Below are 18,079 nucleotides of genomic sequence, written 5' to 3' on the forward strand. Positions count from 1 at the left end.
GATATTCCTTTTCAATAAATTAGACGTTTTTCCTGAAGTCCGGAATCAGGAACGCCAGCGCAAGGTGCGTTCCTTGACCGGATTCTGAAATTCACGGCCTTCGGCCTTCGCCCGGGCGAATTCCTTCTTCAGGCGATAGTACCACTTGGCCTGGGTGTCGGCGTCCTCGAGCAGCATCAGCGACGGACCATGGGCGAGGCCGGCCTGCTGCATGGTGACGATCTCGCCGTCCTGCTTCAGGAAGGTGCGGGCGAAATGGCGCAGCACCGGCTTCAGCACGGTCACCCAGGGCATGGTCCAATACATGGTCTGGGTGATTTCGCACGCGGTCTCGGTCAGCGGCGTGATCGTCGTGATGCCGGTGAAGCGGTTGCGCCCGACCTGGATCTCCTCGGTCCGGACGCCCGGCAGGCGGAAGGCGATCTCGGTCTCCGGCTTGCCGCCGAGCAGCTTGTAGGCGAAGGAATTGCTGGACGGCGCGTGGCGCACCATGGTGAAGCCGAGCGTCGAGGGGGCGAATTTCTTCGCCTTCTCGTGCATCGACGATTTGGTCCGCCACCACCAGGCGCGGTGGACATAGGGGCCGTGGGCCGGGTCCATCAGGCCGACGACGGCATCGTCCAGCGGGCAGGGGAAGACCATCTTCTCGATGTGGGACGGCCTTGCGTCGACGGGAAAACCCGGCACGTCGGGCACTTCGACCGTCTCCGCCAGGGCGGGATCGCCGACGAAGATCCAGATCAGGCCGTGTTTCTCGACGATCGGATAGTGGCGCACACGGATGCGGTCCACCTTCACCGGCTGATCGGCGGTCAGCGACGGGATGCAGGTGCAGGTGCCGGCGCGGTCGAAACGCCAGCCGTGATAGCAGCATTCGACCTCGCGTCCGTCGAAGCGCCCGCAGGACAGCGGAATGCCGCGGTGGGGGCAGAGATCGCGAAGCGCGAAGGCCTTGCCGTCGGCGTCGCGCGCCAGCAGCACGGGCTCGCCCAGCAGGGTCTTCGCCTGCATGGCACCGCTTTTCAACTCGCGGCCGGGCAGGGCCATGTACCACAGGTCGCGCAGCCAGACGGGTGCGTCGATGCCCCGGGCGGGGCGGATCTCGGCGGATTCGGGCGGGGTGTCGACGGGGGCGTCGACGGGGGCGACGGTGGCGGTCTCGGTCAATGTAGAGCCCATGAAACGACGAAAGCGGCGGGACAATCCCCGCTTGTTAGCAAATTTTCGCACGAAATGCGCCCGTCGTGATGGTCGCAGGCCGAATGCCGGACCCGCGGGCGTCCGACACTTGCTAAGCCGGGCGCGCGCCCGTAAAACCCGGCGATCGCATCGGAGTTGTTCAGACCATGCACGCCTATCGCACGCATACATGCGGTCAGCTGACCGCCGCCGACATCGGCTCGTCCGTCCGCCTTTCGGGCTGGGTCCATCGCAAGCGCGACCACGGCAACCTGCTGTTCGTCGACCTGCGTGATCATTACGGCATCACCCAATGCGTGGTCGAGACCGACGAGGCGGCGTTCAGAACGGTGGAAGGCCTGCGCTCCGAGTCGGTGATCACCGTCACCGGCAAGGTCGTGAAGCGCGCCGAGGGCACCGAGAACCCGAACCTGGCGACCGGCGCCGTCGAGATCCGCATTGCGGAGATCGCGGTGCAGTCGGCGGCCGAGGAACTGCCGATGCCGGTCTTCGGCGATCACGACTATCCCGAGGACATCCGTCTCAAATACCGCTTCCTCGATCTGCGCCGCGAGAAACTGCATCAGAACATCATCCTGCGCTCCAAGGTCATCGCCTCGCTGCGCCGGCGCATGATCGACCAGGGCTTCATGGAGTTCCAGACGCCCATCCTGACGGCGTCGAGCCCCGAGGGTGCGCGCGACTTCCTGGTGCCCAGCCGCCTGCATCCGGGCAAGTTCTATGCGCTGCCCCAGGCGCCGCAGCAGTTCAAGCAGCTTCTGATGGTCGCGGGCTTCGACCGCTATTTCCAGATCGCGCCCTGTTTCCGCGACGAGGATGCGCGCGCCGACCGCAGCCCCGGCGAATTCTACCAGCTCGATCTCGAGATGAGCTTCGTCACCCAGGACGACGTCTTCGCGGCGGTGGAGCCGGTGATCGCCGGCGTGTTCCGCGAATTCTCGGAGAAGGAGATCGCGGAAGGCCCGTTCCCCCATATCGCCTATCGCGACAGCATGCTGTGGTACGGCAACGACAAGCCCGACCTGCGCAACCCGATCAAGATCGTCGACGTCTCCGAGACCTTCCGGGGCTCCGGCTTCGGCATCTTCGCCAAGGCGGTGGAGCAGGGCGCGGTGGTGCGCGGCATTCCGGCGCCGGGCGCCGCCAGCCAGCCCCGCAGTTTCTTCGACAAGATGAACGACTGGGCGCGCGGCGAAGGTGCCGCCGGCCTCGGCTATGTCATCTTCGAGGGCGAGGCGGGCAAAGGGCCGGTGGCCAAGAACATCGGGCCGGAGCGTGTGGCGCAGCTGAAGGAAATCAGCGGCTGCAAGGACGGCGACGCGATCTTCTTCGCCTGCGACAAGGAACTCGCCGCCGCCAAGCTGGCCGGCCTGGCGCGCACCCGCATCGGCACCGAACTGGACCTGATCGAGAAGGGCACCTTCCGCTTCTGCTGGATCGTCGATTTCCCGATGTTCGAATACGACGAGGACGAGAAGAAGATCATCTTCTCCCACAACCCGTTCTCGATGCCCCAGGGCGGCATGGAAGCGCTGGAGAGCCAGGATCCCCTGACCATCAACGCCTTCCAATACGACATCGTCTGCAACGGCATCGAACTGTCGTCGGGCGCCATTCGTAACCACCGGCCCGACATCATGCTGAAGGCCTTCGACATCGCGGGCTATGGCGCCGAGGAAGTCGAGGCCCGCTTCGGCGGCATGCTGAACGCCTTCCGTTACGGCGCCCCGCCCCACGGCGGCATCGCGCCGGGCGTCGATCGCATCGTCATGCTGCTGGCGGAAGAGCCGAACATCCGCGAAGTCATCGTCTTCCCGATGAACCAGAAGGCGGAAGACCTGATGATGGGGGCGCCGGCCGAAGTCTCGCCCAAGCAGTTGCGCGAACTCTCGATCCGTCTGGCGCTCCCTGAAAAGAAGCCCCAGGCCTGAGGACCGGCCCTCACCGTCACCTGTCGTCGGCCGCCCTGGAACGTGTCATCCTGACCGTCACGGGCGGCCGCACGGCATCGGGGAGGGCACCATGAGCGGGGATCATCCGACCCTCGAGGAGACGGCGGCTTTCGCCGGCATGCTCCACGCCGCGCAGACCGACAAGGCGGGCCTGCCCTATATCGGGCATCTGGCGCGGGTCTCGCGCCATCTGGCGCGGCTCTTTCCGAATGCCACCCTGGCGGAACGCCATGCCGCCTGGCTGCACGACAGTCTCGAGGATACGCCGACGACGGCCGAGGATCTGGCGGCGCGCGGCTATGATCCCGCCGTCATCGCCATCGTCGCCGCCCTGACCAAGCCGGCGGATGTGCCGAGCTATCAGGCCTGGATCGAGCGCCTGGCGGCCAGCGGCTTCGTTTCCGCCATGCGGGTGAAGCTGGCGGATCTGTCCGACAATGGCGATCCCGCGCGCCTCGCGAAGCTGCCGCCCGAAAAGGCCTCCTCCCTGTCGCGGCGCTACGGCCGGGCCATGGCGACGCTTTCGGCGGCGCTCGATACTCACGGCGATGGCGACGACGAAGAGCCGCGCGCCGTGGAACTGGTGCCGGTAACACTTTCAATTACACAGGCCGACCATCTCGCCTTCGTCTTCGCGGCGGCGGAGGCCGGGCGCACGGTGGAGGATTTCATCGTCGAGGAAGCGCTCTATCTGGCCGACATGATCGTCGCCGCCGGGCGCGACAACGTCCGCCTCGCACGGGACGGACGGGCCAGGGCCGCACCCTTTCACGAAGCCCTGCGCCGGGGTCTGGAAGAGCCGGAGGACTGACGGCCCCGCTTGTCCCGGAAACGGGGCAACCCTCTCCATCTGGGGGCTGGTGCGGGCTGGCGGAACGAGTCATCGTCCGTCCCGACCCCGTCGAACGGGGCGTGGCCGCAAGGCTTGGGCCGCTGAGGCCTGGGAGGAGATAGACGATGATTCTGTATGGCGTGGGCCTGTCCCCCTATGTGCGCAAGACGCTGGTCGCCCTGAAGGAAAAGGGCATCGCCTTCGAGCATCAGCCGGTGATGCCGGGCGACAACAGCCCCTCGTTCCGGGCGATGAGCCCCTTCGGCAAGATCCCGGCCTTTTCGGACGGTGACTTCTCGATCTGCGATTCGACCGCGATCCTCACCTATGTCGAGGCGAAATTCCCCGAGAATGCCCTGTTGCCGGCGGATCCCGCGCTGCGCGCCAAGGTGATCTGGTTCGAGGAATTCGCGGACACCATCGTGTCGGCCCAGGTCGCGACGATCTTCTGGAATCGTGTCGTGGCGCCCCGCTTCATGGGCCAGGACGGCGATCTGGCCGCCGCCGACAAGGCGGAAAAGGAGGGCCTGCCCCCGGTGCTCGCCTATCTCGAAAGCCAGATCCCGGCCAGCAACTTCCTGGTCGGCGACATGCTGACGCTGGCGGACATCGCCGTCGTCGCCCATCTCGTCAACCTCGGCTATGCGGGGCTGGAGATCGACGCCGCGACCTATCCGAAGCTGGCGGGTTACGTCGCCACGATCCAGGCCCGCCCGGCCTACATCGAGGCGCTCACGGCGGAAAAGGCGATGTTCGGCGGCTGAACCCGCCTCGCATGGCTGTCATGCCGTATCCCTGACGGATCGACCGAAACGGATGGTTGCCATCCGTTTCGGGGAATCGATCCGCAACATCAGAAGTTTGTGGCTCGACCCCGACAGATGAAGGGGTCCTTCCGCCAGGGTCGAACCATTAGTGTGCGGCATGGCAATGCCCGTCGACATCTGGTAAGTTCCGGCCCCTGCCAACACAAGCGAGGGCGCTTGCCGTGTCTGTCATTGCCTTGGCGTCCGACCATGCCGGCGTCGATCTGAAAGCCTTTCTGGCCGACGAACTGAAGGCCCGCGGGTTCGAGGTCCTGGACCTCGGCACCGATGGTCCGGCGTCCGTCGACTATCCCGATTTCGGCTATGCCATGGCCGATGCGATCGCGAAGGGCAGGGCGGAGAAGGGGGTGGCCATCTGCGGCTCGGGCATCGGCATTTCGATCGCGCTCAACCGCTTCCCGCACATCCGCGCGGCGCTTTGCCACAACGGGCTGACGGCGCGCCTGTCGCGCCAGCACAACGACGCCAACGTGCTCGCGCTCGGCGCGCGCATGATCGGCCTCGAAGTCGCCCGGGACTGTCTTGCCGCCTTTCTCGACACCCCCTATGAAGGGGGCCGCCATGCGAGGCGCGTCGACAAGCTGGGCCATCCGCCCGCCGCCGCCTGCTGAACCCTCATCCCCAGCCTTTTCGAGGTGCGCCCATGACCGCCACTTCCGCCGCCGACCGTTCCAATACCTCGTCCTTCTTTGGCGCCTCCCTGGCCGAGACCGATCCGGAACTCGCCCACGACATCGCGCTCGAGCTGAAGCGCCAGCAGGACTTCATCGAGCTGATCGCGTCCGAGAACATCGTCTCGCGCGCCGTCCTCGAGGCCCAGGGCTCGGTCCTCACCAACAAATACGCCGAAGGCTATCCGGGCCGGCGCTATTACGGCGGCTGCGAGGAAGTGGACAAGGCGGAAGCGGCGGCGATCGAGCGCGCCTGCCAGCTCTTCGGCGCGACCTATGCCAACGTCCAGCCCCATTCGGGTGCCCAGGCCAATCAGGCGGTGTTCTTCGCCCTGATGGCGCCGGGCGACACCTTCCTCGGCCTCAATCTCGCCGCCGGCGGTCACCTGACCCATGGCGCGCCCGCCAATCAGTCGGGCAAATGGTTCAAGCCGGTGCCCTATTCGGTGCGGCCCGACACCCATCAGATCGATTTCGACGAAGTCGCGGCGCTCGCGCGCGAGCACAAGCCGAAGGTGATCATCGCCGGCGGCTCGGCCTATCCGCGCCAGATCGACTTCGCCAGGTTCCGTGCCATCGCCGATGAAGTCGGCGCCTGGTTCATGGTCGACATGGCGCATTTCGCCGGTCTCGTCGCCGGCGGCGCCCATCCGAACCCGCTGGACCACGCCCATGTCGTGACCACCACCACCCACAAGACCCTGCGCGGGCCGCGCGGCGGCATGATCCTGTCGCGCGACGCCGACCTCGGCAAGAAGATCAATTCGGCGGTCTTCCCGGGGCTTCAGGGCGGTCCCCTGATGCATGTCATCGCCGCCAAGGCCGTTGCGTTTGGCGAAGCGCTGCAGCCCGCGTTCAAGACCTATGCGCGCCAGGTGGTCGAGAATGCGAAGGCCCTGGCGGAACGCCTGAAGGGCCACGGCTTCGATCTCGTCTCGGGCGGGACCGATACCCATGTGATGCTGGTCGACCTGCGTCCCAAGAAGCTGACCGGCAACATCGCCGAGAAGGCGCTGGACCGGGCGCAGATCACCTGCAACAAGAACGGTATCCCGTTCGATCCGGAAAAGCCGATGGTGACCTCGGGCATCCGCCTCGGCACGCCGGCCGGCACCACGCGCGGTTTCGGCGTCGCCGAGTTCCAATATGTCGGCGACCTGATCGCCGAGGTGCTGGACGGCCTGGCCGCCAATGGCGTCGAGGGCAATGGCGCCGTCGAGAAGGCGGTCGCCGAGAAGGTCGTGCGTCTCTGCGCCGATTTCCCGATTTACGGTTGATTTGGCCGATCTACGGCTGACGAGGCCGCTACACCAACTTTCTGGCGGTGCCGCGTCGGGCTTGCGCGGCACCGCCTGATTCCCAGGTTGAATCTCAGGGGCGAGGGGGATTGAGATGCGCTGCCCGTTCTGTGGCCATGAAGAAACCCAGGTGAAGGACAGCCGTCCGACCGAGGACAATTCGGCGATCCGGCGGCGGCGCTTCTGCCCCGGCTGCGGCGGCCGTTTCACCACCTTCGAGCGGGTACAGATCCGCGAGATCACCATCGTGAAGAAGAGCGGCCGGCGCGTGCCCTTCGACCGCGACAAGTTGGCCCGCTCGATCATGATCGCGATGCGCAAGCGCCCGGTGGAGCCTGAGCGGGTGGAGCGCATGATCTCGGGCATCGTGCGCCGCCTCGAATCCACGGGCGAGAGCGAAGTGCCGTCGGACATCGTCGGCGAGATGGTGATGGAGGGCCTCGCCTCCCTCGATAGCGTCGCCTATGTCCGCTATGCCTCGGTCTACCGCAATTTCCGCGAGGCGAAGGATTTCGAGACCTTCGTCGGTCGTCTGGCCGGTACGGATGCCAACGAGTGATCGTTTCTCCGAGGTCGACCGCCGTCACATGACGGCGGCCCTGACGCTCGCCCGGCGCGGCCTCGGCGCCGTCGCCCCCAATCCCGCCGTCGGCTGCGTGCTGGTGCGCGAGGGCCGCGTGGTCGGCCGCGGCTGGACCCAGGCCGGCGGCCGCCCCCACGCCGAGACCGAGGCGCTGGCGCGGGCCGGCGTGGCGGCCAAGGGCGCCACCGCCTATGTCACGCTGGAACCCTGTTCCCACCACGGCAAGACCGGACCCTGCGCCGATGCCCTGGTCAAGGCCGGCGTCGCCCGTGTCGTGATCGCCACCATAGACCCGGACCCGCGCGTCTCGGGCCGGGGCGTCGCGATGCTGGAGGCGGCGGGGGTCAGGGTCGACGTCGGCTGTCTCGAATGCGAGGCGCAGGCCGTGAACGCCGGCTTCTTCGGCCGCCTGGACGGCAGGCCCACGGTCACCCTGAAGCTCGCCACCAGTCTCGACGGCAAGATCGCGACGCGGACCGGCGACAGCCAGTGGATCACGGGGGAGGTGGCGCGCGCGCGCTCCCATCTTCTTCGGGCGGAGCATGACGCCGTCATGGTCGGCGTCGGCACGGCGATCGCGGACAATCCCCAGCTCACCTGCCGCCTGCCGGGCCTGTCCGGGCGCTCGCCGGTGCGGGTCGTGGCGGACGGGCGCCTGCGCCTGCCGCTGACCCACATCCTGGTGCGGACGGCGCGGGACGTGCCGACCATCCTCTTCACCAATCAGGGCAATCCCTCCGAACGCCGCCAGGCCTATGTCAAGGCGGGCGTCGAGGTAATCGAGCTGACCGGCGACGGCCTCGGCCGGCCCGATCCGGCGAAGGCGATGAAATGTCTCGCGGACCGGGGCATCACCCGCGTCATGGTCGAGGGCGGCGGGCAATTGGCCGCCAGCATGGTCCATGCCGACCTCGTCGACCGGGTCTATTGGTTCCGGGGTTCCTGCGTCATCGGCGAGGAGGGGCGCCCGGCCGTGGCCGCCCTCGGCCTCGACAAATTGGCCAAGGCGCCGACCTATGCGCTGGACGCGGTCGAGCGTCTCGGGGACGACCTCTTGGAAATCTACCGCCTCTCCCGTTAAGAGTGACGCCCATGTTTACTGGCATCATCACCGACGTCGGCCGGATCGAGCGTATCGAACAGCGCGGCGACACCCGTTTTCGCATCGCCACCGCCTATGACATGGGCGAGGTGGCGATCGGCGCCTCCATCGCCTGCTCGGGCGTCTGCCTGACCGTGGTCGACAAGGGCGCGGGCTGGTTCGAGGTCGACGCCTCGGCCGAGACGCTGCGCCGGACCAAGCTGGGCGACTGGACGCTCGGCAGTCTGGTCAATCTCGAACGCTCGCTCCGGGTCGGCGACGAGATGGGCGGCCATATCGTCACCGGCCATGTCGACGGTCTCGCCCGCGTCGTCGAGCTGGAGCCCGAGGGCGACAGCATCAAGATCCTGTTCGAGGCGCCGGAAGGCTATGCCCGCTATGTCGCGGCCAAGGGCTCGGTGGCGCTGGACGGCGTCTCGCTGACCGTGAACGGGGTCGATGGCGCGCGCTTCTGGGTCAACGTCATTCCCCATACCCAGGCCATGACCACCTTCCGGCGCGAGCTGCTGCCTCTCGGCACCGCGATCAATTTCGAGATCGACGTCCTGGCGCGCTATGTCGCCCGGCTGCAGGAGTGGCAGGCATGAGCGAATGGGCCGGTCAGCTCTCGCCGATCGAGGACATCATCGAGGATGCCCGCAACGGCCGCATGTTCATCCTGGTCGATCACGAGGACCGCGAGAACGAGGGCGATCTGGTCATCCCGGCGCAGATGGCGACGCCCGAGGCGATCAACTTCATGGCCCGCTACGGGCGCGGCCTGATCTGCCTGTCGCTGACCCGCCAGCGCACCGAACAACTGGGCCTGACCCTGATGAGCCGGGACAATCTGTCCCGCCACCAGACCGCCTTCACCGTCTCGATCGAGGCGCGGGAAGGGGTCTCGACCGGCATTTCGGCCCATGACCGCGCCCATACCGTCGCCGTCGCCATCGACCCCACCAAGGGGCCGCAGGATCTGGCGACGCCGGGCCACGTCTTTCCCCTGGTCGCGCGCGACGGCGGCGTCCTCGTCCGCGCCGGCCATACCGAGGCGGCGGTCGACGTCTCGCGCCTCGCCGGGCTCAACCCGTCCGGCGTGATCTGCGAGATCATGAACGACGACGGCACCATGGCGCGCCTGCCGGATCTGGTGAAATTCGCCCAGTTCCACGGGCTCAGGATCGGCACCATCGCCGATCTGATCTCGTATCGCCGGCGCTGGGACAATCTGGTCGCCAATGTCGGCGCGACCGAGATCGAGTCGGCCCACGGCGGCCTGTTCCGGGCGCTCGTCTATCGCAACAAGGTCGATGGCGCCGAGCATCTGGCGCTGGTCAAGGGCGACGTCTCGGCTGGCGAGCCGGTGCTGGTGCGCATGCACAACGTCAATGTCTTCGAGGATCTGCTGGCGGACCGGCGCGGCCGGCCCAGCCCGCTTGCCGCCTCGATGGAGGCGATCGCGGCGGAGGGCAGGGGCGTCGTCGTGCTGATCCGCGACAACCGCCAGAACGCCCTGTCGGATTTCGTCGCCCGGCGCGGCAATCCCGGGACATCCGCGCCCGGCGGCGCCCCGGCGGGCGACGAACTGCGCGACTACGGCATCGGTGCGCAAATTCTTCTGGACCTCGGGGTCCATGAAATGATCCTTCTTTCCAACACAAGGCGGACCATCGTCGGTCTCGAAGGCTACGACCTCAGGGTGACCGATCACCGCCAGCTCGAGATCGGTTGAACGAGACATGCGACCCAAGGCGACTGACGCCGGCGATCCCAACCTGCCCCGCACGGGCGGGACGGGCAGCCCCCACCTCCTCATCGTCGAGGCGCGCTTCTACGAAGCGATCGCCGACGAACTTCTGCGCGGCGCTGCCGAGGCGATCGAAGCCGCCGGCGGCTCCTGGGAGCGGATCACCGTGCCCGGCGCGCTGGAGATCCCGGCCGCCATCCGCATCGCGGAAGAGGGCAGCCGGGCCCGCGCCAACCGCGTGCGCAAGGTCGACGGCTATGTGGCGCTCGGCTGCGTGATCCGGGGCGAGACCAGCCATTTCGATTATGTCTGCGGCGAGAGCGCGCGCGGCCTGATGACCCTCGGCGTCGATCACGGCATCGCCATCGGCAACGGCATCCTGACCGTCGAGAACGAGGATCAGGCCTGGGCCCGGGCCGAACGCGCCGACATGAACAAGGGGGCGGGAGCCGCGGAGGCGGCGCTGGCCCTGATCGGGCTGCGCAAGCGCTTCGGGGTGGCGTCGTGACCAATCCGCCCAATGTCCCCTTCAAGGCGCCGACCCCGCGCAAGCCGAAGCCCGGCGTGAAGGCGCGCAGCGCCGCCCGTCTGGCCGCCGTTCAGGCGCTCTATCAGATCGAGGTCACGGGGCGGCCCGCGACCGGCGTGATCAAGGAATTCGTCGCCCATCGCCTGGGGGTCGAATTCGACGAGGGCGAGAAGCTGCACGACGCCGATCAGGCCTTCTTCGGCGATCTGGTGCGCGGCGCGAGCGAGCGGCGCGAGGATATCGACGGCCTGATCGCCCCGGCATTGACCGCCGACTGGCCGCTGGACCGGCTCGATTCGATCCTGCGCGCGACGCTGCGCATGGCGGTCTATGAATTCCTGGCCCGTGTCGACGTGCCGGCACGGGTGGTGATCAACGAATATCTCGACGTTGCCCACGCCTTCTTCGCGGGCAGCGAACCGGCCTTCGCCAATGGCGTGCTGAACACCCTCGCCCGGCGCCTGCGCCCCGCGGAATTCACCTGATCCGGCGCCGGGGGCGGCCATGGACGAGTTCGAGACGATCCAGCGGCTGTTCGCGCCGCTGGGCCGTTCCGAGCCCGGCGCATTCGGGCTGGGCGACGACGCCGCCGCCCTTGCGCCGGCGCCCGGCCAGGATTTCGTCCTGACCAAGGACGCGATCGTCGGCGGCGTCCATTTCTTTCCCGACGATCCGGCAGATGCGGTGGCGGCCAAGCTGCTGCGCGTCAATCTCTCCGATCTCGCCGCCAAGGGCGCCGTGCCGCGCGCCTATCTGCTCGCCGCCGGTTTTCCGGCGGATCTCGACGGGGCCTGGATGGAGGGTTTCGCCCGGGGACTCGGCGATGATATCGGGCATTTCGGCGGCGCCCTCGTCGGCGGCGACACGGTCTCCACCCCGGGCCCCGCCTTCTTTTCCCTGACCGCGATCGGCGAGGTGCCGTCGGGCACCATGATCCGACGCGCGGGTGCGCGGCCGGGCGATCTCGTCTGCGTCTCCGGCACGATCGGCGACGCCGCTCTCCATGTCGCGCATCGACTGGAGGGCAGGGCGGTCCAGGGCGCCGAGCATCTCGAGCGGCGTTATCGCTTTCCCGAACCGCGACTCGCGCTCGGCCGGGCCCTGCGTGGCGTGGCGCGTGCCGCCTGCGACATTTCCGACGGACTGGTCGCCGACCTCGGTCACATCTGCGAACAATCGGGTGTCGGCGCCGTGATCGAGGCGGCGAAACTGCCGCTGTCGCCGGCCGCCGCCGCCAGCATCGCCGCCGACGCCGCCTTGCTGGAGACGGTGCTGACCGGGGGCGACGACTATGAACTCGTCTTCGCGGCGGCGCCGGATTCGGATCTGGCGGCCTTGTCCGCGATCACGCCGGTCACGGTCGTCGGACGCTTTGAGGAAGGTCATGGTGTGCGCGTGCTGGACGGGGCAGGTTCGGCCCTGAAGTTGAGCCGAACGGGTTGGCGCCATGCCGTCGGCACGAAGGAAGCCGGGGCATGAAGCGCATCGTCATCATCATCGTCGCCGTCCTGCTCCTCGCGGGCCTCGCCGTCGGCGGCCTCTACATGGGCGGCTTCATCTTCGCCGCGCCGGAAGAGGCGGCGGCCGAGGAACCGGCGCCCGAGCCGACCCTGCCGGAATTGCCGGCGGTGGTCTATTTCGAGCTCGGCAACGTCATCCTGCCGGCCTATCGCGGCGGCCAGTTCCGCAACTACATCAATTTCGTCTTCCGGATCGAGGTGGCGGACGAGGCGACGGTGGAGAAGCTGCGCGACCGCACGCCTCACATGCGGGCGGCGCTGGTCGCCGATTTTTCGGTCGCGCCGATCGAGACCGAGGACGGTCCCGCCGATTTCGACGATGCGACGGTCCGGGCGCGGGTGCTGGCGGCCCTTCGCCGCGCCACCGGCAAGGACGCGGCGGGTGAGGACATCGTGCGCGGCGTGCTGATCGACCGCGTTCTGCCGATCAGGGGATAGAGCCGCGATGTCCACCGCCATGTCGCCCCTCGAGAAGCGGAACGTGCTGCTGCTGGGCCTCGGCCAGGCGCTCTACGGCACCGCGACCACCATCCTCTTCACCCTGAACGGGCTGGCCGGCCACCTGCTGGCGGACGACAAGGCGCTGGCCACCCTGCCGGTGACGGCGATCATGGTCGGCACCGCGCTCTCGACCGTGCCGGCCGCCCTGATCCACAAGCATCTGGGGCGGCGCCGGGGCTTCATGCTGGGCACGGTGGCCGGCGCCGTCGGCGGCCTCGGCTTCGGTGCCGGCCTCTGGTACGGGAGTTTCTGGCTCTTCGTCGCGGCGGCGCTGGTCACCGGCTGGTATTTCGCCAATGCCCAATTCTATCGCTTCGCCGCCGCCGAGGCCGCGGGACCCGAGCATCGGCCGCGCGCCATCAGCCTCGTCATGGCGGGCGGTGTCGTCGCCGCCCTGGCGGGCCCGGAACTGGTCAAGCTGACCAAGGATCTCGCCATCGGCATGCCGTTTCTCGGCGCCTATGCGACGGTGGTGATCCTGGGGCTCATGGCGACCGGGATGCTGGTCGCGCTGCGCCTGCCGGATCTGCCCGCCGCCGCCCGGCACGACGAGGGCCGGCCCCTGAGCGTGATCCTGGGCCAGCCGCGCATGATCGCGGCGCTGTCGACCGGCGTTGCCGCCTATGCCTCCATGAGCCTCGTCATGACGGCGACGCCGATCGCCATGGTCGCCTGCAGCCTGACGGTCGAGGACGCGGCCTTCGTCATCCAGTGGCACGCGCTCGCCATGTATGTGCCGTCCTTCTTCACCGGCCGCCTGATCGAACGTTTCGGCGTCGCTTCGGTGATCGCCGTCGGTCTCGTGCTCATTCTCGGCTGTTCGGCGGTGGCGCTGTCGGGCATCACCCTGACCCAGTTCTGGATCGCCCTGGTGCTCGTCGGGCTCGGCTGGAACTTCGCCTTCGTCGGCGCCACCAGCCTCGTCACCACCTGCCACACGCCGGCGGAACGGGCCAAGACCCAGGCCGCCAACGATCTGATCGTCTTCGGCGTGGTCTCCCTGGCGTCCTTCATGTCGGGCGTGCTGCTGAACTGGACCGGGTGGGACGGCGTGCCCGTGGCCGTGCTGCCGCTGGCGGCGCTGGCCCTCGCCCTGGTGCCGCTCGCGGCGCGGAAGGGCGGGCCGGCCAAGGCGCCGTCCGAGCCGGCCCATGCCTGCTGCTGCGGCGGATGCCACGGCCATGGCGATTAACCTTAGCGAGATTGCGGTCCCCCGTCTTCTCTGGCACCGTCGGGCCGGGTTGAAGCGCGGGACCGAGGGTGCAGCAGGGTGCCCATCCCGGGGCAACCCGAGGAAACATGCGGGGAGAACATGGACACAACAATCGGTCTTTGGGCCGTCATCGGTTGCGGCGTGCTTGCGCTGCTCTATGGCCTGTGGGCTTCGCGCGACGTGCTGTCGCGTGACGCCGGTACCGTTCGCATGCAGGAGATCGCCACCGCCATTCAGGTCGGTGCGCGCGCCTATCTGAACCGGCAATACCGCACCATCGCCCTCGTCGGCATCGTGGTCGCGGTGGCGCTGTTCCTTCTGCTCGGGCTTTACGTTGCTGTCGGCTTCGTGATCGGTGCCGTGCTCTCGGGCGCGGCCGGCTATGTCGGCATGAATATCTCCGTGCGCTCCAACGTACGCACGGCGGCGGGCGCGCGCGAGGGCATCGCCAATGCCCTCGGCATCGCCTTCAAGGCGGGCGCCGTCACCGGCATGCTGGTGGTCGGCCTCGCGCTGCTCGCAGTCGCCGTCTACTACTACGCCCTGATCGAACTGGGGGCGACCGGTCGCGACCTGATCGATCCCCTGGTGGCGCTGTCCTTCGGTGCCTCGCTGATCTCGATCTTCGCCCGCCTCGGCGGCGGCATCTTCACCAAGGGGGCCGATGTCGGCGCCGACCTCGTCGGCAAGGTCGAGGCCGGCATCCCCGAGGACGACCCGCGCAATCCCGCCGTGATCGCCGACAATGTCGGCGACAACGTCGGCGACTGCGCCGGCATGGCCGCCGACCTGTTCGAGACCTATGCCGTGACCCTGGTCGCGACCATGGTGCTCGGCTCCATCTTCTTCTCGGGCAATCCGGTGCTCGCCGGCCAGATGATGCTGCTGCCGCTCGCCATCGGCGGGGTCTGCATCATCACCTCGATCATCGGCACCTTCTTCGTCCGCCTCGGCGCGTCGCAGAACATCATGGGCGCCCTCTACAAGGGCCTGATCGCCACCGGCATCCTGTCGGCGGCGGCGCTGTGGCCGGTGGTGCAATACGTCCTCGGCGACATGGTGACGCCGTATACCGGCGGCGGCCATGTCTTCACCGGCATGGATCTCTTCATCTGCGGGCTGGTCGGCCTCGCGGTGACGGGTCTCATCGTCTGGGTGACCGAGTATTACACCTCGACCGCCTTCCGCCCGGTGCGCTCGGTGGCGCAGTCCTCGACCACGGGTCACGGCACCAACGTGATCCAGGGGCTCGCCGTCTCGATGGAGGCGACGGCGGTGCCGGCGCTGATCATCTGCGTCGGCATCGTCGCCACCTATCAGCTCGCCGGTCTGTTCGGCATCGCCATCGCGGTCACCACCATGCTGGCGCTGGCGGGCATGGTGGTCGCGCTGGATGCCTATGGCCCGGTGACGGACAACGCCGGCGGCATCGCCGAAATGGCCGAACTGCCGCCCGACGTGCGGAAGACGACCGATGCGCTGGACGCCGTCGGCAACACCACCAAGGCGGTGACCAAGGGCTATGCCATCGGCTCCGCCGGTCTCGCGGCACTGGTGCTCTTCGCCGCCTATACCGAGGATCTGAAGGCGTTCTTCGGCGGGCTCGAAGTCACCTTCGACCTCTCCAACCCCTATGTCGTGGTCGGCCTGCTGGTCGGCGGCCTGCTGCCCTATCTGTTCGGGGCCATGGGCATGACGGCGGTGGGCCGGGCGGCGGGTTCCGTCGTCGTCGAGGTGCGGCGCCAGTTCAAGGAGATCAAGGGCATCATGCAGTACAAGGCCAAGCCGGATTACGGTAAGGCCGTGGACCTGCTGACCAAGGCGGCGATCCGCGAGATGATCGTGCCCTCGCTGCTGCCGGTGCTGGCGCCCGTGGTGCTCTATTTCGTCGTGCTGGCGGTCGCCGACCAGAAGGCGGCCTTCGCCGCCGTCGGCGCCATGCTGATGGGCGTGATCGTCACCGGTCTCTTCGTCGCGATCTCCATGACCGCCGGTGGCGGCGCCTGGGACAACGCGAAGAAATACATCGAGGAAGGCCACCACGGCGGCAAGGGCTCCGACGCCCACAAGGCCGCGGTGACCGGCGATACCGTGGGCGATCCCTATAAGGACACGGCGGGCCCCGCCGTGAACCCGATGATCAAGATCACCAACATCGTCGCCCTGCTGCTGCTGGCGATCCTGGCCCATATGTAACGGGCCCATATGTAAAAAGAAGAGGCCCCGGATTTCCGGGGCCTCTTTCTTTCTCTCTGTTCCATCGCTGCCCCCGGCCTGCGCCGGGGCGGGGCGTTTCCGGTCAAGGCCGGCCGATGGTGCCGCCGGGCAGGGGGGCGGAGGAACTGCCGCCCGAGGGCGCGTTGAAGCGGCCGAGATTGCCGAAGAGCTGCTGCCAGATGGTCAGCTCGTTGCCGAGCGTCGGCGTCCTGTCCGGGTTCATGGCGACCTGCTTGCCGTCCTCCTGATCGAGGCGGCTGACCTCGGTCACATTGCCGGCCGGATCGAAATCGATGATCAGCACCGCCTGGTCGGTCACCGCGTCGCGCTCGAAGGCCACCCGTTCGGTCGTCGCCGAGATGTAGTACCAGGAACTGTCGTCGAAATTGGACACGGTCGACGGCGTGCCGAGCAGCCGCGCCACCGATTCCTTGTTGTCGACGCCGGGCCTGATGGCGGACACGGCGACATCGTCCGGGCGCCAGCCCCGCTCGTCGATCACCGGGGCACACGCGCCGAGGGCGAGGGCGGTGAGAACGGCGGCGGCCGTGAGTTTCGGCGGGACGAAGCGTTTTGCGGCCATGGCGGAATCGGTTCCATCAGCGCGTGGATAAATTTAATACCCACTGGATATATCATATCGGCAGGGCGCACCTTGTCATTCGCGCCCGGACCTGTCAATTCGACGGCGCCGCCCTCGGGAACGGGCGGGAAGCGAGGACTCTGGAATGTTTTTCGGCCTGATCAACCGGCAGGACCCGCGCGTCGCGGCGACACTCTATGCCCGCGCCGTGGATCTGGCGCGCGCGCCGGTGTTCTATCGCCGCTTCGCCGTCGCGGACACGATGGACGGGCGCTTCGACATGGTCACGCTCCATGTCGTCCTGTTGCTGAACCGCCTGAAGGGGGAGAGCGACAAGCGCCTTGCCCGCCTGTCCCAGGGCGTGTTCGATTCGATGTTCGCCGACATGGACCGGACGCTCCGCGAATTGGGCGTGGGCGACCAGGGCGTGCCGCATCGGGTGAAGAAGATGGGCCAGGCCTTCTACGGCCGCCTCAATGCCTACGACCAGGCCCTGGAGGCCCCGGACGACGGGGCGCTCGGCGAGGCCCTGCACCGCAACCTCTATCGCGGCGCCGAGGTCGGGCCGGAGATTCTGGCGGGCATGGCCGGCCATGTCCGTCGCACCGTCGCGGATCTGGCCGCCGTGCCGGCCGAAACCTTTCTGCGGGGCGAACTGCCGATCACGGCACCGCCCGAGGAGTGACTGCCATGAACAAGGACGAACTCCCGGCCGAATTCTCCCGCCCGCTCCGGGCGGAATCGGTCCATATGCGGGGCCGCACCGAACGCCTGACGGCGACGCCGGCGGAATGCGCCGCGCTCGCCGCGCGCTTCGACATCCTTGCGGTCGAATCCCTGAGCGCCGAGATCGAACTGCGCCCCCACCGGCGTGACGGTCTCGCCCTCAGCGGGCGGCTGGCCGCGGATGTGGTGCAGGCCTGCGTCGTTTCCCTGGAGCCGGTGCCGGCCCATGTGGAAGTGGCTTTCGAGCGGGTCTACGAGCCCGGCGCCGAGGATCCGAACGAGAGTTTCTCGGTCGACGACCTGTTCGATCCCGACGCCGACGACCCGCCGGAGCCCCTGATCGACGGTATCGTCGACCTGGGCGAACTGGTGGCGGAGGAACTGGCGCTGGCCCTCGATCCCTATCCGCGGGCACCCGATGCCGAGATCCCGGCGCAATACCGCGCGGAGGAGGAAGAGGGGCCGGCGGACGCGGGAATGCAGGACACCCATCGCCCCTTTGCGGTGCTCAAAGGTGGCAGAGACACTTGAGTTCGAGAACTTTCCGTGTATGTTCTCCGCTTCCCGGGCGGGGCTTGCCCCGTAACCAAGACGAG

At 67.8% G+C, this 18,079-nt stretch carries 19 protein-coding genes; 17 read left to right on the plus strand and 2 right to left on the minus strand.

Annotation, left to right across the window (positions count from 1 at the left end):
- Positions 1 to 45 precede the first annotated feature (45 nt).
- Positions 46 to 1,167, minus strand: a complete 1,122-nt coding sequence (locus L2U69_RS02255) for an aromatic ring-hydroxylating oxygenase subunit alpha (RefSeq protein WP_236104721.1) — start codon at positions 1,165 to 1,167, stop codon at positions 46 to 48.
- 179 nt (positions 1,168 to 1,346) lie between these two features.
- Between L2U69_RS02255 and aspS the strand changes: the two genes are divergently transcribed.
- The 15 genes from aspS to L2U69_RS02330 all read left to right on the plus strand — a co-directional run bounded on the left by aspS (position 1,347) and on the right by L2U69_RS02330 (position 16,153).
- Positions 1,347 to 3,131 (plus strand): aspartate--tRNA ligase, encoded by a 1,785-nt coding sequence (gene aspS, locus L2U69_RS02260; protein ID WP_236104722.1) that lies wholly within the window; start codon positions 1,347 to 1,349, stop codon positions 3,129 to 3,131.
- A gap of 91 nt (positions 3,132 to 3,222) precedes the next feature.
- Positions 3,223 to 3,963: an HD domain-containing protein gene (locus L2U69_RS02265; protein ID WP_236104723.1), complete on the plus strand. Its 741-nt coding sequence runs from the start codon at positions 3,223 to 3,225 to the stop codon at positions 3,961 to 3,963.
- 146 nt (positions 3,964 to 4,109) lie between these two features.
- Positions 4,110 to 4,748: a glutathione S-transferase family protein gene (locus L2U69_RS02270; RefSeq protein ID WP_236104724.1), complete on the plus strand. Its 639-nt coding sequence runs from the start codon at positions 4,110 to 4,112 to the stop codon at positions 4,746 to 4,748.
- Between the two features lie 224 nt (positions 4,749 to 4,972).
- The gene (rpiB, locus tag L2U69_RS02275; protein WP_236104725.1) at positions 4,973 to 5,422 is read left to right on the plus strand and encodes a ribose 5-phosphate isomerase B; all 450 of its coding nucleotides are present in this window, start codon (positions 4,973 to 4,975) and stop codon (positions 5,420 to 5,422) included.
- Positions 5,423 to 5,454: 32 nt separating this feature from the next.
- The gene (gene glyA, locus L2U69_RS02280; RefSeq protein ID WP_236104726.1) at positions 5,455 to 6,759 is read left to right on the plus strand and encodes a serine hydroxymethyltransferase; all 1,305 of its coding nucleotides are present in this window, start codon (positions 5,455 to 5,457) and stop codon (positions 6,757 to 6,759) included.
- 115 nt (positions 6,760 to 6,874) lie between these two features.
- Positions 6,875 to 7,339: a transcriptional regulator NrdR gene (nrdR, locus tag L2U69_RS02285; RefSeq protein WP_236104727.1), complete on the plus strand. Its 465-nt coding sequence runs from the start codon at positions 6,875 to 6,877 to the stop codon at positions 7,337 to 7,339.
- Positions 7,326 to 8,444, plus strand: a complete 1,119-nt coding sequence (ribD, locus tag L2U69_RS02290) for a bifunctional diaminohydroxyphosphoribosylaminopyrimidine deaminase/5-amino-6-(5-phosphoribosylamino)uracil reductase RibD (protein WP_236104728.1) — start codon at positions 7,326 to 7,328, stop codon at positions 8,442 to 8,444. Before nrdR ends, ribD begins: the two co-directional genes overlap by 14 nt.
- A gap of 11 nt (positions 8,445 to 8,455) precedes the next feature.
- The gene (locus L2U69_RS02295; protein WP_236104729.1) at positions 8,456 to 9,052 is read left to right on the plus strand and encodes a riboflavin synthase; all 597 of its coding nucleotides are present in this window, start codon (positions 8,456 to 8,458) and stop codon (positions 9,050 to 9,052) included.
- A complete protein-coding gene (gene ribB, locus L2U69_RS02300) occupies positions 9,049 to 10,179 on the plus strand; it encodes a 3,4-dihydroxy-2-butanone-4-phosphate synthase (protein ID WP_236104730.1) in 1,131 nt (376 codons plus the stop codon). Before L2U69_RS02295 ends, ribB begins: the two co-directional genes overlap by 4 nt.
- 7 nt (positions 10,180 to 10,186) lie before the next feature.
- Positions 10,187 to 10,702, plus strand: a complete 516-nt coding sequence (gene ribH / locus L2U69_RS02305; protein ID WP_236104731.1) for a 6,7-dimethyl-8-ribityllumazine synthase — start codon at positions 10,187 to 10,189, stop codon at positions 10,700 to 10,702.
- The gene (nusB, locus tag L2U69_RS02310) at positions 10,699 to 11,208 is read left to right on the plus strand and encodes a transcription antitermination factor NusB (RefSeq protein WP_236104732.1); all 510 of its coding nucleotides are present in this window, start codon (positions 10,699 to 10,701) and stop codon (positions 11,206 to 11,208) included. Before ribH ends, nusB begins: the two co-directional genes overlap by 4 nt.
- A gap of 19 nt (positions 11,209 to 11,227) precedes the next feature.
- Positions 11,228 to 12,202: a thiamine-phosphate kinase gene (gene thiL, locus L2U69_RS02315; RefSeq protein WP_236104733.1), complete on the plus strand. Its 975-nt coding sequence runs from the start codon at positions 11,228 to 11,230 to the stop codon at positions 12,200 to 12,202.
- Positions 12,199 to 12,681 (plus strand): flagellar basal body-associated FliL family protein, encoded by a 483-nt coding sequence (locus L2U69_RS02320; protein ID WP_236104734.1) that lies wholly within the window; start codon positions 12,199 to 12,201, stop codon positions 12,679 to 12,681. Before thiL ends, L2U69_RS02320 begins: the two co-directional genes overlap by 4 nt.
- A gap of 7 nt (positions 12,682 to 12,688) precedes the next feature.
- Positions 12,689 to 13,936 carry an MFS transporter gene (locus L2U69_RS02325; RefSeq protein WP_236104735.1) on the plus strand — a complete coding sequence of 416 codons (1,248 nt, stop codon included), beginning with the start codon at positions 12,689 to 12,691 and terminating at the stop codon, positions 13,934 to 13,936.
- 120 nt (positions 13,937 to 14,056) lie between these two features.
- On the plus strand, positions 14,057 to 16,153 hold the full coding sequence (locus L2U69_RS02330; protein ID WP_236104736.1) for a sodium-translocating pyrophosphatase: 2,097 nt from the start codon (positions 14,057 to 14,059) through the stop codon (positions 16,151 to 16,153).
- Between the two features lie 103 nt (positions 16,154 to 16,256).
- Here L2U69_RS02330 and L2U69_RS02335 read toward each other — a convergent pair whose 3' ends face one another.
- Entirely contained in the window at positions 16,257 to 16,757 is a 501-nt protein-coding gene (locus tag L2U69_RS02335) for an outer membrane protein assembly factor BamE (RefSeq protein ID WP_236104737.1), read from the minus strand.
- Positions 16,758 to 16,902: 145 nt separating this feature from the next.
- Between L2U69_RS02335 and L2U69_RS02340 the strand changes: the two genes are divergently transcribed.
- Entirely contained in the window at positions 16,903 to 17,442 is a 540-nt protein-coding gene (locus tag L2U69_RS02340; protein WP_236104738.1) for a ubiquinol-cytochrome C chaperone family protein, read from the plus strand.
- A 5-nt stretch (positions 17,443 to 17,447) separates the two neighbouring features.
- The gene (locus L2U69_RS02345) at positions 17,448 to 18,014 is read left to right on the plus strand and encodes a YceD family protein (protein ID WP_236104739.1); all 567 of its coding nucleotides are present in this window, start codon (positions 17,448 to 17,450) and stop codon (positions 18,012 to 18,014) included.
- Positions 18,015 to 18,079: the final 65 nt, after the last annotated feature.

The organism is Zavarzinia marina (assembly GCF_021568905.1).
Taxonomy (GTDB): domain Bacteria; phylum Pseudomonadota; class Alphaproteobacteria; order Zavarziniales; family Zavarziniaceae; genus Zavarzinia; species Zavarzinia marina.

Excerpts from the sequence above, each read along its gene's own strand:
- aspS (WP_236104722.1), top strand. The coding sequence starts at position 1,347 with ATGCACGCCTATCGCACGCATACATGCGGTCAGCTGACCGCCGCCGAC.
- L2U69_RS02265 (WP_236104723.1), top strand. The coding sequence starts at position 3,223 with ATGAGCGGGGATCATCCGACCCTCGAGGAGACGGCGGCTTTCGCCGGC.
- L2U69_RS02270 (WP_236104724.1), top strand. The coding sequence starts at position 4,110 with ATGATTCTGTATGGCGTGGGCCTGTCCCCCTATGTGCGCAAGACGCTG.
- glyA (WP_236104726.1), top strand. The coding sequence starts at position 5,455 with ATGACCGCCACTTCCGCCGCCGACCGTTCCAATACCTCGTCCTTCTTT.
- nrdR (WP_236104727.1), top strand. The coding sequence starts at position 6,875 with ATGCGCTGCCCGTTCTGTGGCCATGAAGAAACCCAGGTGAAGGACAGC.
- ribD (WP_236104728.1), top strand. The coding sequence starts at position 7,326 with ATGCCAACGAGTGATCGTTTCTCCGAGGTCGACCGCCGTCACATGACG.
- L2U69_RS02295 (WP_236104729.1), top strand. The coding sequence starts at position 8,456 with ATGTTTACTGGCATCATCACCGACGTCGGCCGGATCGAGCGTATCGAA.
- ribB (WP_236104730.1), top strand. The coding sequence starts at position 9,049 with ATGAGCGAATGGGCCGGTCAGCTCTCGCCGATCGAGGACATCATCGAG.
- ribH (WP_236104731.1), top strand. The coding sequence starts at position 10,187 with ATGCGACCCAAGGCGACTGACGCCGGCGATCCCAACCTGCCCCGCACG.
- thiL (WP_236104733.1), top strand. The coding sequence starts at position 11,228 with ATGGACGAGTTCGAGACGATCCAGCGGCTGTTCGCGCCGCTGGGCCGT.
- L2U69_RS02320 (WP_236104734.1), top strand. The coding sequence starts at position 12,199 with ATGAAGCGCATCGTCATCATCATCGTCGCCGTCCTGCTCCTCGCGGGC.
- L2U69_RS02325 (WP_236104735.1), top strand. The coding sequence starts at position 12,689 with ATGTCCACCGCCATGTCGCCCCTCGAGAAGCGGAACGTGCTGCTGCTG.
- L2U69_RS02330 (WP_236104736.1), top strand. The coding sequence starts at position 14,057 with ATGGACACAACAATCGGTCTTTGGGCCGTCATCGGTTGCGGCGTGCTT.
- L2U69_RS02335 (WP_236104737.1), bottom strand. The coding sequence starts at position 16,757 with ATGGCCGCAAAACGCTTCGTCCCGCCGAAACTCACGGCCGCCGCCGTT.
- L2U69_RS02340 (WP_236104738.1), top strand. The coding sequence starts at position 16,903 with ATGTTTTTCGGCCTGATCAACCGGCAGGACCCGCGCGTCGCGGCGACA.
- L2U69_RS02345 (WP_236104739.1), top strand. The coding sequence starts at position 17,448 with ATGAACAAGGACGAACTCCCGGCCGAATTCTCCCGCCCGCTCCGGGCG.